The sequence below is a fragment of the Glycomyces endophyticus genome, from assembly GCF_039531525.1.
GTDB lineage: Bacteria > Actinomycetota > Actinomycetes > Mycobacteriales > Micromonosporaceae > Glycomyces > Glycomyces endophyticus.
Map to the genome: position 1 here is coordinate 44,402 of NZ_BAAAQF010000003.1, position 15,597 is coordinate 59,998.

Consider the following 15,597-nt stretch of genomic DNA (forward strand, 5'->3'; position numbering starts at 1 on the left):
TCCGCGGGTGACGCGCCGTCCGCGCGGCATCGCGTAGCTCACACCCCGTGGTCGGGGTGCCCGATTCGGGGCCCCGGGAGCGTGTAGAGAGTAGTGAGGCGCCCGGAGCGGACGCTCCGCCCCCGCGCCCCGTCCCCGGCGGCGCGCCGGGGGCGCGGCGACGGCGGTGGGCTGCCCGTTCGGGCGATACTCGCCCTCGCGGGACAACCCTAGGATTGCCTCGCGCGTTATGGTTACGACAGCGCCCACGTGTTCAGAACACGGGCACGATTGAGGGGAAGTTCCAGGTGAGCGATCAGGACTGGTCCCCCTTCGCGAACGAGACGCCGCCGCCTCGTCCGCTCCCGCCGCAGGGGACGCCGCCCAGTCCGCCGCAGGGCGCCCCCAGTGCGGGCCGGCCGCCGCAGAGCGGCCCCGCACCCCAGCCCTCCCCTGCGCCGCAACCGACTCCGCAGCCGGCTCCGCAGTCGCAACCCCAGCAGCCGCAGGCCGCGCAGCCCCCGCCGAAGCCGCAGCCCGGCCCGCCGCCGGCGCCCCAGCCACAGGCGCAACCCCAGGCACAGCCGCAGTCGCAGCCGCAACCCCAGGCACGGCCTCAGCCTCAGCCGCAACCCCAGGCACGGCCTCAGCCTCAGCCGCAAGCGCAGCCGCAACGGCCCTCGCAGGCGCCGCCACCGCCGGGTCCCGCGCAGGCTCCTCCGCCCGGCCCGCCGCAGGCGCCCCAGCCGCAGGCACCGCAACCGCAACTGCATCCGCAGGGGCCCCCCGCGCCGCACGCCGGACCCCCGCAGCCGCACCCCGGACCCGGTCCGGGTCCCGTTCAAAACCCCGGTCAAGGCCCCGCCAACCCCGGCGCCCAGCAGAGCCCCCCGAAGCAGCCGAGCCCGCCGCGGGCGACGAGCCCCGGCCGCGCCAGCGTGCCGAACGGGAAGGCCCGGGTCCCCGGGTCGCCGCCGTTCGGCGCGGGGATGGCCCCCGCCGAGCCGGCCGAGCCCGACTTCGACACCACGACCGCGCTGCGTCCCCCCAAGCTCGCGAAGGCCCCGCTCGTCCCCGGGCCCGACGGCACCGCGATCCTCCCGGTGATCCCCGCCGACGACGTCCCCGCGCCGCCCGGCGCCGAGAGCGCCGCCCGCAAGAAGCGCACCGTCAAGCGCCACCGCGGCGAGGGCGGCGTCCGCTCCACCGTGCGCGGCCTCGGCGAGGCCCTCATCACCCTCGGCGCGATCGTCCTGCTGTACGCCGGGTACGAGGTCTTCGGCGTCTCCGGCGAGATCAACAGCGAGCAGGACACCCTCTCCACCGACCTCGACACCATGTGGGAGGCCGAGGAGGAGGGCGACGAGGGCTCGCCGATCCCCGAGCTCGGCGACGCGTTCGCCCGCATGTGGGCCCCCGACGTGCGCGCCGAGTCCTGGACCCTCGTCGAGGGCACCGAGCCCGCCGACATCGAGTACGCGCCCGGCCGCTACCTCGACGGCGCGATGCCCGGCGAGCAGGGCAACTTCACCCTCGCCGGCCACAACGTGCCCGCGATCTTCCAGAAGATCCGCGACCTCCAGCCCGGCGACAAGGTCGTCATCGAGACCAAGGACTACTTCTACGTGTACGAGGTGCAGGAGCACGTCGTCGTCGACGAGACCCAGGTCGACATCACCGCGCCCGTCCCCGGCGAGCCCGGCTCCGAGCCCGGCGACGACGACTACTGGCTGACCCTGTTCACGTGCCATCCGCTGTGGGACAACTACGAGCGGTACGTCGTCTACAGCCAGCTCGTGGAGACCATCGAACGCGACCCCGCCGGCGAACTGCCGCCCGCGGCGATCGACCCGGAGGCCTGACGTGTACTCGTGGATCTGGAAGAAGCTTCCGTTCGGCCTGCCGGGCAAGATCGCCGGGTCCCTCGCGCTCAGCGCCGGCACGCTGGCGCTCCTGTGGTTCGTGGTGTTCCCGGCCGTGCGCCCGCACATGCCGTGGAGCAACGTCGACCCCGCCGGCGGCGTCAACGTCGACCAGCCCGCCGACGAGGGCGGCGAGTCGCCGACCTGCACGCCAGGCGTGGACTGCCACGACACCCAGTTCGACCCCGGCGAGTGGGAGACCGCCGAGTCCCCGACCGGGGAGGGCGACGGGTGACCCGCGGGGCCGCGCCGTGACCCGGAGCGTCCTGGTGGTGGACTTCCGCGACTCGTTCGTCCACACCATCGTCTCCTACCTGCGGGCCCTCGGGGCCCGGGTCGACGTGCGCCGCTCCGACAAGACCGATGTGGACGAAGCCGAGCGGCTGCGCCCGGCCGGACTGCTGCTCTCGCCCGGGCCCGGGCGGCCCGACGAGGCCAAGCTCGGCCACGACCTCCTCGACCGGTTCGCCGGCGACGTCCCCGTCCTCGGAGTGTGCCTGGGGCACCAGGTGATCGCCGAGCACTGGGGCGCGGTCGTCTCCCGCGCCGCCGAACTGCGCCACGGCGAGACCTCCCCGATCCGCCACGACGGGGCCGGGGTGTTCGCCGGGCTCGCGAACCCGTTCACCGCCACCAGGTACCACTCGCTCGCCGTCGAGCCCGGCAGCGTCCGCGACCCGCTCCGGGTCACCGCGACCAGCGAGGACGGGACCGTCATGGGCCTGCGGCACCGCAGCGTCGACGTCGAGGGCGTCCAGTTCCACCCCGAGTCGATCCTCACCGAGGACGGCAGCGCGCTCCTCGCCAACTGGCTGCGGCGCCTCGCGGCCCCCGGCGGCGCGTGACGGGCACGGAGTGCGGATGCCGCGGTCGCGCACCGTCGTCGCCTAGGCTGATGCGGAACGCCGCGACAGGCCACGGGGGGACCGCGAATGACCGATGAGGACTGGAACCCTCGCCGCAGGGCGGGCGGCTCCGCGTTCGCCGGCGTCCTCCTGCTGCTGGTCGGGGCCTGGCAGGTCTTCATCGGGTACGCCGTCGCGAGCGGCGACTCGTTCCTGTTCACCGGCGGCGGCTACTGGTACCGCGCCGACAACACCGGCTGGGGCTGGGTGAACCTCGCGATCGGCTTGGCCGCCATAGCGATCGGGTTCCTCCAGCTCGGGAAGCTGCGGTCGCGGCGGCTGGAGCGGCTGCGCGGCGGCGGGTACGCGGGGCTGCTGGTCGCGGTCGTCTCGGCCATGAACCAGTTCTTCCTCGCGCCCCAGTACCCGCTGTGGGCCGTGCTCGTCATCGCCGTCGACGTGTTCGTCATCTGGGCGCTCACCACCGGACCCGGTGCGGGGCGCGAAGACGGCTCGCCGGAGCGGTAATCCGCCCGAACCGCCCCACTCCCGCGCGGAGTCTGGGACGGTGGAGGGATGGGTGGACGCTCGATCATCAAAGCCGCCAAGCGATACGGCTCCGAGAACCGCGGAGACGACGCGGCGGCCCTCACGTACTACTCGGTGCTCTCGTTGTTCCCCGCGATCCTCGTGGGCACCTCCGTCATCGGCCTGCTGAGCGCGAGCGCGACCGAGTCGCTCCTCGACGGCGTCGGGTCGCTCGTGCCGGGCGACTCGATGACGATCATCGAGGACGCCGTCGCACGGCTCCAGATGAACCCCCGCACCGCCGGCCTCGCCGCGCTGGTCGGCCTCGTCGCCGCCCTGTGGGCGGCCTCCAACTACGTCGCCGCGTTCTCGCGGGCCCTCAACGCGGTCAACGGGACCGACGAGGACCGCAAGTGGTGGACGGTGCTCGTCGTGCGGCTCGTGCTCACGATCGTCGTCGGGATCCTCACGGCGGTGTGCGCGGTCGTGGCCGCCACCGGCGGGACCGTCGCCCGCGCGATCGGCCGGGCCCTGCACGCCGACGACGCCGCGGTCACCGTGTGGGCGTGGGTGAAATGGCCCGCGATCACCGTGCTCGTCGTCGTCATCGTCGCGCTCCTGTACTGGCTCGCCCCCGCGAAGCGCTCCCGGTTCCGGCACCGCGCGCCCGGCGCGGCCCTCGCCGTCCTTTTGTGGCTCGCCGCCTCCGCCGGGTTCGGGCTGTACGCCGCGACGTTCGGGAACTACGACAAGACGTACGGCGCGCTCGGCGGCGTCATCGTGTTCCTGGTGTGGCTGTGGATCACCAACGCGGCCCTGCTGTTCGGCTTCGAGTACAACGCGACCGCCGAACCCGAGACCGACACCGCCGGGACCGCCGAGGGCGAGGCCGCCGAACCCAGCGCCGCCGCGACCTGACCGCGACTGAGAGCTGAAGGCCGTAGACCATCCCTAGCCCCCACCCACCCGGAAGGGGACCGTAGGCGCCAGCATTGCCGAGGGGTCCGACAGGAAACCGCCGTCCGCGCCGTCGTGTCACCCGAAAGAGGACACCGGCTCCCTACCCGGTCGCCTTCGGCTGCACCAGGCCCGACTCGTACGCGAACACCACCAGGCCCGCGCGGTCGCGCACCGCGAGCTTCATCATCGCCCGGTGCACGTGCGTCTTCGCCGTCGCCGGGCTGATGAACAGCCGCTCGGCGATCTCCGTGTTCGTCAGGCCGCGCGCGACCAGCGCCACGATCTCCGTCTCGCGTGAGGTGAGCCCCTCGACCTGCCCGGCGAGGCGCGACGGCGGATGGGCGACGTACTCGGCGACGAGCTTCGCGGCGATCTGCGGCGACAGGAGCGTCTCGCCGGACACCGCGGCCCTGATGCAGCGCAGCAACTCCTCGGGCTCGGTGTCCTTGACGAGGTACCCGGCGGCGCCGGCGCGGAGCGCGTCGAAGACGTACGCGTCGAACGAGTAGTTGGTGAGCATGACGACGCGGACGGCGGCGAGCCGGTCGTCGGCGGCGATCGCGCGGACCGCGCCGATCCCGTCGCCGCCGGGCATCTCCACGTCGAGGAGGGCGACGTCGGGAAGGGTCTCGGCGGCGAGGCGGGCGGCGGTCGGGCCGTCGGCGGCCTCGGCGACGACGGTCATGTCGTCCTCCGCGTCGATGAGGGCGCGGAAGCCGCCGCGCATGAGCGGCTGGTCGTCGGCGAGCAGGACCCGGATCACCGCGACTCCTCCAGCGCGGGAACGGACTCCGGTCCGGCGGCGCCGTCGGGGAGCGCCTCGGGGGTGTCGTCGGGGAGCGACGCCCGGACGGTGAAACCGTACTCGCCGGGTCCGACGTGCAGGGTCCCGCCGAGGGCGTCGACGCGTTCGCGCATGCCGGTGAGGCCGCGGCCGGGCGCGAACCGGACGGGGGCGCCGTTGTCGGCGACCTCCACGAGGACCGCGTCGTCGTCGCGGGAGACGCGGACGCGGACGGCGTCGCCGGAGGAGTGGCGGACCGCGTTCGTGAGCGCCTCCTGGACGATCCGGTAGGCGGCGTGGTCGACCTCGGTGCCGACCGGTGCTGCGCGGTCGATGTCGCATTCGACGTCGATTGCGAACCCGAGGCCGCGGTAGCGGTCGACGAGGTCGGCGACGCGGGCGAGGCGGTGGCCGTCGTCGTCGCGGAGCATCGTGAGGGTCTCGCGGAGTTCGCGGGTGGCGTCCTTCGCGGCCTCCTCGACGGCGACGAGCGCGGGCGGCGGGTCGTCGCCGCGCTTGCGCGCCAAGTGGAGTGCGACGCCGGCCTGGACGCGGATGACGGAGATCGAGTGCGTGAGGGAGTCGTGGAGCTCGCGGGCGATGCGGACCCGCTCGTCGGCAGCCTTGCGCTTCACCGCCTCCTCGCGGACGTGCTCGGCCTCGGCCATGTACGCGTCGCGCTGGCGCCGCGACAGGCCGGAGATGAGGGCGACGTGCAGCCAGCCGACCACGAGGAGGGTGCGCTCGACCACTTGGCCGTTCAGCTCCCAGCCCGCGACGTGCAGGTTCCCGACCGCGGTGACCGCGGAGAGGGCGAGCACGGTCCAGACGCTGAGGGCCCGGTAGCCGGTGTACATGGCGACGGCGATGGCGACCAGCGCGGGGACGACCGCGAGGGGGCCGACACCGAGCGGCCCGGAGGCGAGGACGGAGCCGACGGCGACGACCAGGACCAGGCGCGGGTGACGCCGCCACAGCGGGAACACCAAGGGGCCCAGCATGAGCGGGAGCCATCCCCAGAACGGCATGCCGTCGCGGAAGTCCTTGATGAGGCCCGCGGCGAGGGTGTCGGCGAGCATGGCGGCGGTGACGACGAGGTCGAGGCGTCTGCTGGCGAACGGGTCGCGGCCGCCGGCCGGGCGGGTCTCGGGGGAGGGCATGGGTCGATTCTATTGCGGGCGCGGAGCTGCGGCGTCGGCTCGCGGTGCAGGTGGGCCGTACTGCGCTGGGTGTACGCGGGGGCCGGTGCTGCTGCGCGCGGCGAGGGCCCGATCGCCGCCCCGGGGCGGACGACCGCAGGCGCCGCGGCGGGGAGTCTGGAGTGGTGCGGCGGCCGGACGGGCCGCCCCGGGACTCGAACCGAGGAGGCCCCCCGTGTCCCCTGCTGTCAGACATGTCGCCCCAGTCGATCCGAAGCGCGCCGACGGCGTCGTCGCCGAGGTGTACCGCCAGGCGAGGAGCGAGCTGGGTGTGCTGGGCCCGGCGTTGACGATGTTCTCGCCGGCGCCGGAGCTGCTGGCGCCGGTGTGGTCGCTGCTGCGCGAGTCGCTGCTGGTCGGCGGCCCGGAGGAGCGGAAGGCGAAGGAGGTGGTGGCGACCGTGGTCGCGGTGCGGAACGGGTGCCGGTTCTGCACCGACGCGCACGTGACGCTGCTGCACGCTGCCGGGGAGCCGGAGCTCGCCGAGGGCCTGCGCGCGGGCGTCGCGCCGCAGGAGTGGGCCGCGCTGGCCGACTGGGCGGCCGCGCCGACCGCGTCGGGGCCGTTCGCCCCGGAGGCCGCGCCGCGGTTCATCGGGACGGTGCTGGTGTTCGAGCTGATCACGCGGCTGCTGAAGGCGCTGGCGGCGAACGAGGCGCCGAGCCCGGTGCTGACGACGCGGCTGGGCCGGTCGGTGGGGTCGCGGCTGCTGCGGCAGGCGATGGCGGCCGACCTGGAGCCGGGCGCGAGCCTGCCGCTGCTGGAGGAGTGGCCGCAGTGGGCGCGCGGGACGGTGGTGCGCGAGCCGGCCTGGGCGGCGGGGACGCCGGTCGGGCGGGCGTACGGGTCGCTGCGGTCGATCGCGGCGTACGGCTCGATGCTGCTGTCGGACGCGGCCGTGGAGTCGGTGGCGCGGACCGTGGGCGCGCACGGCACGGAGGTCGCGGACGCGGTGCCGGAGCTGACGGGCGGCGCGGGCCTGCCGCGGGAGGCGGCCCTGGGGGCGCGCCTGGCGGTCGCGGCGGCGCTCGTGCCCGGCGCCGTCACGGAGTCCGATGTGGACTCATGGCGGGGCGGGGCGTTCACCGACCACTGCGTGGTCCACCTGCTGGCGTTCGGCGCGATGACCGCCGTCGACGCCGTCCAAGACGAGATCGAGACGAGGAACATCGATGCTTAAGTTCTACCGGGTGTGGATCGGCGTGCTGCACGCCCTCATCGGGATCCAGTTCTTCCTGGCCGGCTACGGCGCCCTGGGCACCGGCTCCCCCGACGAGTCGTTCTCCCTGCACATCATGAACGGCCGGGTGATCGCCGTCGTGGCGCTGCTGGGCATCCTGTTCGCGGCCCTGTCGCGGGCGGGAGGGAAGCTCACCGGCCTGGCGGCGGGCGTGTTCGGCCTGGTGGTGCTCCAGTCCCTCATCGCCCTCGTCAGCGTCGCGGGCACCGTGCCCGGCCAGATCATCTTCGGCTTCCACGCGATCAACGCCCTCATGATCATGGGCGTCGCCGAGTCCTCGGCGCGCCTCGCCAAGCGCCTCATCGAGGAGCGCCGGACCCCCGAGGCGGTCCCGGCCGCGGCCTGACACAGGAAACCGGGCCCGCGGCGCACCCGCGCCGCGGGCCGTTCCGCGCCCGGAGGCGCGAGCGGAGGCGCGACGATCGCCTGCGAGGACCCGACGCGCGCGGGGAGGACCGCGGCGAGGTCCGCGGTGGCGAGGTTGCCGCCGGCTCCGGCGGACCGCATACTCGGGGGATGGGGACCGGGGTGCGGCGGCGCAGGTGCGCGCGGGTGCTGCTGGTGGACGAGGACGAGCGGGTGCTGCTGTTCCACAGCCGGGACTACATGGGCCCGGGCGTGGAGTACTACGTCACGCCGGGCGGCGGCCTGCACGAAGGCGAGTCGCTCGCGGCGGGGGCGGTGCGCGAGGTGTTCGAGGAGACCGGGCTGCGGATCGGGCCGGACCTGGGGCCGGTGGTCGCCGAGACCGCCGGGATCTGGTCCGACGGGCCAGAGCTGGTGATCGACTCCGAGGACGCGTACTTCCTGGTGCGGGTGGCGCACTTCGAGCCGGTGCGCGACGGGCTGGAGGACGTCGAGCAGGAGGAGTTCACCGCCGCAACGTGGCTGAGCGTCGAGGAGGCGGCGGCCGTCGACGCGCTCGTGTTCCCCGCGGGGATCGCGGCCCTGCTCAGGCGCCTCCTGGACGATCCGAGACCCGCTGCGCCGCTTCGCATCCCGTGGGGCGCCTGGACGTGGGACACCGATAGGGGCTGGACGACTACCGAGCGTGCCCCCATACTTGACCGGTGAGCGCGACGAACGAACCCACCCAGATCGACAGGTACGGCGCGCGGTGCATCGTGATCGACGAACGGGACGCGGTCCTGTTCATCGGCCGAGCCGCGACCGCGGAGCACCCCGCCCGGTGGTTCCTCCCCGGCGGCGGCATCGACCCCGGGGAGACCCCGCTCGACGCCGCCGTGCGCGAGCTGTTCGAGGAGACGGGCCTGCGCGTGCCTCCCGGTGACGTGACCGGGCCGGTGGCCCGGCGGTCCTTCAGCCGCTCCCGCGACGGCGTGGTCTTCACGCAGGACAACTACCTGTTCTTCACGCGCACCGCGCGCTTCGAGCCGCGCGTCAGCGGCGGCGACGCCTACGAGCAGGACCTCGAGTTCAAGTGGATCGGCGTCGACGAGCTCGCCGCCGCCGAGGGCCACGACGCGCCGTTCGACCCGCTCCTGCACCTCATCAAGCGCCTCGTCGCCGGCGACGTGCCCGCCGCGGCACTGCGCCTCGAACCGGCCGGCAGCCGCACCGCGGACACCTCCATCTGACGGGCCCCGAGTCCGGACCTGTGGAGGGTGCCGCACCACCGCCCGCGTCCCGCTCCTCGCCCGCGACGGCACCGTCCGCCGCGTCGGCGGCTCGTGCGGTCCCGGGTCCGCGAACCGAACGCGACGGGGCCCCCCCCCCCCCCCCCNGTCTGGGGCGAACCGCCCCCGGCGTCTAGACCTGGTGCTCGGCGCGGTCGCCGGACCAGTCGGTGTGGAAGGTGCCCTCGCGGTCGACGCGCTTGTACGTGTGCGCGCCGAAGAAGTCCCGCTGGCCCTGGATGAGGGCCGCCGGGAGGCGGCGCGAGCGCAGCCCGTCGTAGTACGCCAGCGCCGAGGAGAAGCCCGGGGTGGGGATGCCGGCGAGGGCGGCGGTGGCGACGACGCGGCGCCAGGAGTCCTGGGCGTCGGTGACGATCTTGGTGAACTCGGGCGCGGCGAGGAGCGTCGGGAGTTCGGGGTCGGAGCGCCAGGCCTCGGTGATGCGGTCGAGGAAGCGGGCGCGGATGATGCAGCCGGCGCGCCACAGGGCCGAGCAGGAGCCGAGGTCGATGCCCCAGTCGTATTCGGCGGAGGCGGCGGCGATCTGGTCGAAGCCCTGGGCGTAGGCGACGATCTTGGAGGCGTAGAGGGCCTGGCGGACGTCCTCGACGAACGTCTCGGGGAAGTCGGTCTTGGCGCTGGGCCCGGTGAGCAGGTCGACGGCGCCTTCGCGCTGCCTGGTGCCGGAGGAGAGGGCGCGGGCGAAGGTGGCCTCGGCGATGCCGGTGACGGGGACACCGAGGTCGAGGGCGTTCTGGACGGTCCAGCGTCCGGTGCCCTTCTGGCCGGCCTGGTCGACGATGACGTCGACGAGGGGCTTGCCGGTGGCGGCGTCGGTGTGGCCGAGGACTTCGGCGGTGACCTCGATGAGGTAGGAGTCGAGTTCGCCGGCGTTCCATTCGGCGAAGGTCTTGGCGAGGTCGGCGGGTTCGATGCCGACGCCGCGGCGGAGGAGGTCGTAGGCCTCGCCGATGAGCTGCATGTCGGAGTACTCGATGCCGTTGTGCACCATCTTGACGAAGTGGCCGGCGCCGTCGGGGCCGAGGCGGGTGCAGCAGGGGGTGCCGTCGGGGGCCTTGGCGGCGATGGCCTCGAGGATGGGGCCGAGGGTCTCGTAGGACTCCTCGGAGCCGCCGGGCATGATCGCGGGGCCGAGGAGGGCGCCTTCCTCGCCGCCGGAGACGCCGGTGCCGACGAAGTGGAGGCCCTGGTCGCGGAGGGCGGCTTCGCGGCGGCGGGTGTTCTCGAAGTGGGCGTTGCCGCCGTCGATGATCATGTCGCCGGGTTCCATGAGGGCGGCGAGCTGGTCGATGACGGCGTCGGTGGCGGGGCCTGCCTGGACCATGATCATGGCTTTGCGGGGGCGTTTGAGGGAGGCGACGAAGTCGGCGAGCTCCTCGGAGGGCACGAAGTCGCCTTCGTCGCCGTGCGCGTCGATCAGCTCGGTGGTCTTGGCGTGCGTGCGGTTGTAGACGGCGACGGTGAAGCCGTGCCGGGCGAAGTTGCGTGCCAGGTTGGATCCCATGACGGCCAGCCCGACCACGCCGATGTCGGCGGTGCTCATGCCTGTCTCCCTACGTTGCGAAAGAGGTGTGCGCCCCGATTCTCGCCGGTCGGCCCGGCGCGGGCGGCACCACCGCCGATCGTATCCACGCAGCGGGACGTGCACGGGCCGTTGGCGGGGAGGGACGCGCGTGCCGCACGGGCGGGGGCGCGGGGGCGGAGGCTCTAGGCTGTGGGCATGCAGTACTACGAATCCGTCCTCGGCCTCATCGGGAACACCCCGCTGGTGAAGCTGGGCGCCGTCACCGACGGCGCGTCCGCGACCGTCCTCGCGAAGGTCGAGTACCTCAATCCGGGCGGGTCCATCAAGGACCGCATCGCGCAGCGCATGATCGACGAGGCGGAGGCCTCGGGGGCGCTGCAGCCGGGCGGGACGATCGTGGAGCCGACCAGTGGGAACACCGGTGTGGGGCTGGCGATGGTGGCGCAGCAGCGCGGCTACAAGTGCGTGTTCGTGTGCCCCGACAAGGTGTCGGAGGACAAGCGGAACGTGTTGAAGGCGTACGGCGCGGAGGTCGTGGTGTGCCCGACGGCGGTGGACCCGGAGGACCCGCGCTCGTACTACAAGGTGTCAGACCGGCTGCTGAGCGAGATCGAGGGGGCGTGGAAGCCGGACCAGTACTCGAACCCGGCGAACCCGGCGTCGCATTACGCGCAGACGGGCCCGGAGATCTGGGAGCAGACCGATGGGAGGATCACGCACCTGGTGGCCGGGGTGGGCACGGGCGGGACGATCACCGGGATCGGGAAGTACCTCAAGGAGGTCTCCGGCGGGAGGGTGCAGGTCGTGGGCGCGGACCCGGAGGGGTCGGTGTACTCGGGCGGGACGGGGCGGCCGTACCTGGTGGAGGGTGTGGGCGAGGACTTCTGGCCGTCGAACTACGACCGGGAGCTGGCGGACCGGATCGTGGAGGTGACCGATGCGGAGTCGTTCGCGATGACGCGGCGGCTGGCCCGCGAGGAGGGCCTGCTGGTGGGCGGTTCGGCGGGGATGGCCGTGGTGGGCGCGGTGGCGGTCGCGAAGGACGCCGCACCCGGCGACGTGATCGTGGTGATCCTGCCGGACGGGGGCCGCGGGTACCTGTCGAAGATCTTCAACGACGCGTGGATGACCGAGTTCGGGTTCATGGGCGGTTCGGGCGAGACGACGGTCGGCGAGGTCCTGGCCGGGAAGGGCGCGGACATCCCGGAGCTCGTGCACGTGCACCCGCAGGACACGGTGCGCGAGGCGATCGACATCATGCGGCAGTTCGGGGTGAGCCAGATGCCGGTGCTGAAGGCGGAGCCGCCGGTGACGTCGGGCGAGGTCGCGGGCGCGGTCGCGGAGCGGGACCTGATGGACGCGCTGTTCGGGGGGAAGGCGACGCTGCACGATCCGATCGAGCGGCACATCGGCGCGCCGCTGCCGACGATCGGTTCGGGCGAGCAGGTGGAGCGGGCGGTGGCGGCGCTCCAGGACCGGGACGCGCTGATGGTGTTCGCGGAAGGCAAGCCGGTGGGGGTGCTGACGCGGCAGGATCTGCTGAGTTACGTGGAGCGGTGATGCCGGCGGTTCGTTGACGGACCGGGCCGCCTCCCCGTAATATAAGTCGTAACTTATATAAGGAGGCGTCATGCCCGATCCGCAGGACCCGATCGAGGCCGCCGGCATGGTGGCCCGGGAGATCCGCGACTCCGAGCGCGACGGCGCGGCGACGAAGGTCCTCGTCGCCCGGCGCGCCTACCGCGCCGACCAGGCCGACGTCTGGGACGCGCTCACCAGCCCCGAGCGCCTGCCGCGCTGGTTCCTGCCGGTGAGCGGGGACCTCGAGGTCGGCGGCCGCTACCAGTTCGAGGGGAACGCCGGCGGCGTCGTGGAGCGCTGCGACGCCCCCGACTCCCTGGCCGCGACCTGGGAGTTCGGCGGCCAGGTCTCCTGGATGACCGTGAACCTGAGCAAGGGCGAGGGCGGCACCGTCCTCGAGCTCGTCCACGAGGCCGTCGTCGACCCCGCGATGTGGTCCCAGTACGGGCCCGGCGCGGTCGGCATCGGCTGGGACGGCAGCCTGTACGGCCTCGGCGTCTACCTCGAGACCGGCACGCCGCTCGACGGCGCCGAGTTCGAGGCGTGGATGACCGGCCCCGGCGGGGTCGCGTTCGCGCGGCTCACCGGCGGCGGCTGGGCGCAGGCCGCGGTCGACGCCGGCGACGACCGGGCGGCCGCCGACGCGGCCCTCGAGAACGTCGTCGCGTTCTACACCGTCGCGCCGCCGGAGGAGCCGGAGGCGTGAGCGGGGGAGCCGACGCCGCGTTCGACGCGCTCGGCGACCCGGCGCGCCGCCGCATCATGGAGCTCCTCGCCGAGGGCGAGGCGCCCGCGGGCGCGGTCGCCGCGATCCTCAAGGAGGCGCTCGGCATCTCGCAGCCGGCGGTCTCCCAGCACCTCAAGGTGCTGCGGGAGGCCGGCCTGGTGACGGTGCGCGCCGAGGGGACCCGCCGGTTCTACGGCGCCGACGAGGCCGGGATCGCGCTGGTGCGCGCCTGGTTCGAGCGGTTCGCCGACGGGTTCGCCGGGCCGCTCGACGCCCTCGAGACCGAGCTCGCGCGGGGCAGGCGGGAGCGGCGCCTCCAGGGCCGGACCGAGACCGCCCAGGACCGGCGCCGCCGCGGCGCGGCGTAGCCGCGGACCGGGCCGGCCCGGGTCCGGTGCCGCGACGCGACCGCCTCGAATAGTAAGGAATCCGACTCGTTCGGTTGCGGGCCTTGGCGACACGGCCCGCAAACCGGGCGAGTCGGATTTTATTGCGAGCAGACCTCTTGACAATCGGCGTGACGACCAGCACGATGAGGGAGTTACATTTAGGAATCTTTAAATATCGGGAGGTCCCTTGCGCCCCATCCGCAGAGCGGCGATCACCGCCGCCGTCGCGCTCGCCACCGCGGGCGCCGCCATCGCGGTGCCGATCGCCTTCGCCAACAACGCCTCCGCCCAGGTCGCCTGCGAGGGACCCGCGTGGAGCTCCAGCGCCGTCTACGTCGGCGGCAACCGCGTCAGCCACCAGCAGCGCGAGTACCGCGCCAAGTGGTGGACCACCGGCGAGACCCCCGGCACCACCGGCCAGTGGGGCGTCTGGGAGGACCTCGGCGCCTGCGACGGGGCCGAGCCCCCCACCAGCGAGGAGCCGACCGAGGAGCCCACCGGCGGCCCGGGCCAGGGCGGCAACAACCTCACCGGCTACTGGCACAACTTCGACAACGGCTCCGGCGTCATGGAGCTGAACGCGATCCCCGCGACCTACGACATCATCGCGGTCGCCTTCGCCGAGTCCACCACCACGCCCGGCCAGGTCGACTTCGCGCTCGACGCCAGCCTCACCGGCGCCGGGTACACCGAGGCCGAGTTCAAGGCCGACATCGACGCGATCCAGGCCCAGGGCCGGGACGTCATCATCTCCGTCGGCGGCGAGCGCGGCAACGTCACCATCAACAGCGCCGCCACCTCCGCCGCGTTCGCGAGCTCCGTCGTCGCCCTCATGAACGAGTACGGCTTCGACGGCGTCGACATCGACCTGGAGCACGGCATCAACGCCGGCGCGATCGAGACCGCGCTGCGCTCCATCAGCGCGCAGAAGCCCGGCTTCACGTACACGATGGCGCCGCAGACGATCGACTTCCAGTCCACCTCGGCCGGGTACTACCAGCTCGCGGTGAACACCAAGGACATCCTGACGATCGTCAACATGCAGTACTACAACTCCGGCACCATGCTCGGCTGCAACGGGCAGGTGTACGCCCAGGGCGACATCGACTTCCTGACCGCCCAGGCCTGCATCCAGCTCCAGGCCGGGCTCGCGCCCAGCCAGGTCGGCCTCGGCCTCCCGGCCGTGCAGAGCGCGGCGGGCTCGGGCTACGTCAACCCGACGATGGTGAACGACGCCATCACCTGCCTCGAGACGCGCCAGCGCTGCGGGGACTTCGTGCCCGCGCAGTCCTACCCGGGGATCGGCGGGGCGATGACCTGGTCGATCAACTGGGACCGGACCAACGGCTACAACTTCGCCAACACCGTGGGCGGCTGATACTTCTCCTCTCTCGCAACAGGACCGGCCCCGCTCGTCGAGCGGGGCCGGTCCTGCGTCCGCCGGGGGTTCAGTAGCGCGGGGGCTTGCGTCCGGCGACCGGGCGGTCGGTCGTGCGGCGCTGGAGGGAGGAGAGGTGCTCGTCGGCGCGCAGCTCCTCGTCGGTGGGCACCATGACCACGGTGAACACGAGGAAGAGCAGGACGATCGCGGTGAGCGTGGCCATGGGGAAGACGAGGTCGACGGCGTCGACGCCGCGCACGGGCTCGACGACGGGGTCGCCGGTGCGGACGCCGAGCATCCCGGTGTAGTGCATGAGGTTGACGGCCAGGGCCATGACGGCGGCGGCCAGCCACATCGAGGAGGCGCGCTGGAGCCGCCAGGAGAGCCACAGGGCGGTGGTGGCGGCGACGATCGCGATCGCGACGGACGCGGTCACGTAGCCGGGCCGGTAGTCGAGGTCGACGTCGGCGCTGACGGCGGCCATGCCGGTGTAGTGCATGGCGGCCACGCCGATCCCGGTGAGCGTCCCGGCGACCGCGAGTTTGAGGGGCGTGTAGCGGCCGAGGCCGATCGCGAAGAGGCCGCAGGCGACGACGGCGACGGCGATGAGGGCGCTGAGCGCGGTCGTCCACGGGTCGTAGAGGATGCGGGCGTCGCGGACGGTGAAGCCGAGCATGGCGACGAAGTGCATGACCCAGATGCCGGTGCCGCCGATGGCGAACGCGGCGATGAGGAGCCACAGCGCGCGGCGGCCGCGGCCCTGGTGGCGGCGAGCGTGGCGGGCGAGGAGGAGGCCGAGTGCGGAGCCGGTCATGGAGACCAGGAAGGCCACGGGGAGGGTGGTGTACCCGTGGGAGAAGTGTTCGATCATCGCGGAAT

17 protein-coding genes are annotated in these 15,597 nt (G+C 73.3%); 13 read left to right on the plus strand and 4 right to left on the minus strand.

Features of this window, described 5'->3' with window-relative positions; all coding sequences use genetic code 11:
* Nucleotides 1-968: 968 nt before the first annotated feature.
* The 5 genes from ABD419_RS03020 (at nt 969) to ABD419_RS03040 (ending at nt 4,192) form a co-directional block, all read left to right on the plus strand.
* A complete protein-coding gene (locus tag ABD419_RS03020) occupies nt 969-1,841 on the plus strand; it encodes a class E sortase (RefSeq protein ID WP_344481574.1) in 873 nt (290 codons plus the stop codon).
* A gap of 1 nt (nt 1,842) precedes the next feature.
* Nucleotides 1,843-2,136 (plus strand): hypothetical protein, encoded by a 294-nt coding sequence (locus ABD419_RS03025; protein WP_344481575.1) that lies wholly within the window; start codon nt 1,843-1,845, stop codon nt 2,134-2,136.
* Between the two features lie 16 nt (nt 2,137-2,152).
* On the plus strand, nt 2,153-2,746 hold the full coding sequence (locus ABD419_RS03030; protein WP_344481576.1) for an anthranilate synthase component II: 594 nt from the start codon (nt 2,153-2,155) through the stop codon (nt 2,744-2,746).
* Nucleotides 2,747-2,833: 87 nt separating this feature from the next.
* Nucleotides 2,834-3,274, plus strand: a complete 441-nt coding sequence (locus ABD419_RS03035) for a DUF7144 family membrane protein (RefSeq protein ID WP_344481578.1) — start codon at nt 2,834-2,836, stop codon at nt 3,272-3,274.
* A 48-nt stretch (nt 3,275-3,322) separates the two neighbouring features.
* Nucleotides 3,323-4,192, plus strand: coding sequence for a YihY/virulence factor BrkB family protein (locus tag ABD419_RS03040; RefSeq protein ID WP_344481579.1), 870 nt, complete (start codon nt 3,323-3,325; stop codon nt 4,190-4,192).
* A 142-nt stretch (nt 4,193-4,334) separates the two neighbouring features.
* On the opposite strand, the gene ABD419_RS03045 is transcribed toward ABD419_RS03040, so the two are convergent.
* Both ABD419_RS03045 and ABD419_RS03050 read right to left on the minus strand, forming a co-directional pair.
* Nucleotides 4,335-4,997 (minus strand): response regulator, encoded by a 663-nt coding sequence (locus ABD419_RS03045; protein WP_344481580.1) that lies wholly within the window; start codon nt 4,995-4,997, stop codon nt 4,335-4,337.
* Nucleotides 4,994-6,178, minus strand: a complete 1,185-nt coding sequence (locus ABD419_RS03050; RefSeq protein ID WP_344481582.1) for a sensor histidine kinase — start codon at nt 6,176-6,178, stop codon at nt 4,994-4,996. Before ABD419_RS03050 ends, ABD419_RS03045 begins: the two co-directional genes overlap by 4 nt.
* A gap of 214 nt (nt 6,179-6,392) precedes the next feature.
* Here ABD419_RS03050 and ABD419_RS03055 point away from each other — a divergent pair, with 214 nt between their 5' ends.
* From ABD419_RS03055 to ABD419_RS03070, 4 genes are all read left to right on the plus strand, one after another.
* The gene (locus tag ABD419_RS03055) at nt 6,393-7,397 is read left to right on the plus strand and encodes a carboxymuconolactone decarboxylase family protein (protein WP_344481583.1); all 1,005 of its coding nucleotides are present in this window, start codon (nt 6,393-6,395) and stop codon (nt 7,395-7,397) included.
* Entirely contained in the window at nt 7,390-7,803 is a 414-nt protein-coding gene (locus tag ABD419_RS03060; protein WP_344481584.1) for a DUF6220 domain-containing protein, read from the plus strand. The genes ABD419_RS03055 and ABD419_RS03060 overlap by 8 nt, the downstream gene beginning before the upstream one ends.
* A 170-nt stretch (nt 7,804-7,973) precedes the next feature.
* A complete protein-coding gene (locus tag ABD419_RS03065; RefSeq protein WP_344481586.1) occupies nt 7,974-8,531 on the plus strand; it encodes an NUDIX hydrolase in 558 nt (185 codons plus the stop codon).
* On the plus strand, nt 8,528-9,055 hold the full coding sequence (locus tag ABD419_RS03070; protein ID WP_344481587.1) for an NUDIX hydrolase: 528 nt from the start codon (nt 8,528-8,530) through the stop codon (nt 9,053-9,055). The genes ABD419_RS03065 and ABD419_RS03070 overlap by 4 nt, the downstream gene beginning before the upstream one ends.
* Nucleotides 9,056-9,227: 172 nt before the next feature.
* Here ABD419_RS03070 and gndA read toward each other — a convergent pair whose 3' ends face one another.
* On the minus strand, nt 9,228-10,658 hold the full coding sequence (gndA, locus tag ABD419_RS03075; protein ID WP_344481590.1) for an NADP-dependent phosphogluconate dehydrogenase: 1,431 nt from the start codon (nt 10,656-10,658) through the stop codon (nt 9,228-9,230).
* Nucleotides 10,659-10,835: 177 nt separating this feature from the next.
* Here gndA and ABD419_RS03080 point away from each other — a divergent pair, with 177 nt between their 5' ends.
* The 4 genes from ABD419_RS03080 (at nt 10,836) to ABD419_RS03100 (ending at nt 14,715) form a co-directional block, all read left to right on the plus strand.
* Nucleotides 10,836-12,200, plus strand: a complete 1,365-nt coding sequence (locus tag ABD419_RS03080; RefSeq protein WP_344481593.1) for a cystathionine beta-synthase — start codon at nt 10,836-10,838, stop codon at nt 12,198-12,200.
* Nucleotides 12,201-12,270: 70 nt separating this feature from the next.
* Nucleotides 12,271-12,927, plus strand: coding sequence for an SRPBCC family protein (locus tag ABD419_RS03085; RefSeq protein ID WP_344481595.1), 657 nt, complete (start codon nt 12,271-12,273; stop codon nt 12,925-12,927).
* A 56-nt stretch (nt 12,928-12,983) separates the two neighbouring features.
* On the plus strand, nt 12,984-13,316 hold the full coding sequence (locus ABD419_RS03090) for an ArsR/SmtB family transcription factor (protein ID WP_425555904.1): 333 nt from the start codon (nt 12,984-12,986) through the stop codon (nt 13,314-13,316).
* Between the two features lie 208 nt (nt 13,317-13,524).
* Nucleotides 13,525-14,715, plus strand: coding sequence for a glycosyl hydrolase family 18 protein (locus ABD419_RS03100; protein WP_425555901.1), 1,191 nt, complete (start codon nt 13,525-13,527; stop codon nt 14,713-14,715).
* 70 nt (nt 14,716-14,785) lie between these two features.
* Here ABD419_RS03100 and ABD419_RS03105 read toward each other — a convergent pair whose 3' ends face one another.
* Nucleotides 14,786-15,589, minus strand: a complete 804-nt coding sequence (locus tag ABD419_RS03105) for an MHYT domain-containing protein (protein WP_344481601.1) — start codon at nt 15,587-15,589, stop codon at nt 14,786-14,788.
* Between the last annotated feature and the right edge of the window lie 8 nt (nt 15,590-15,597).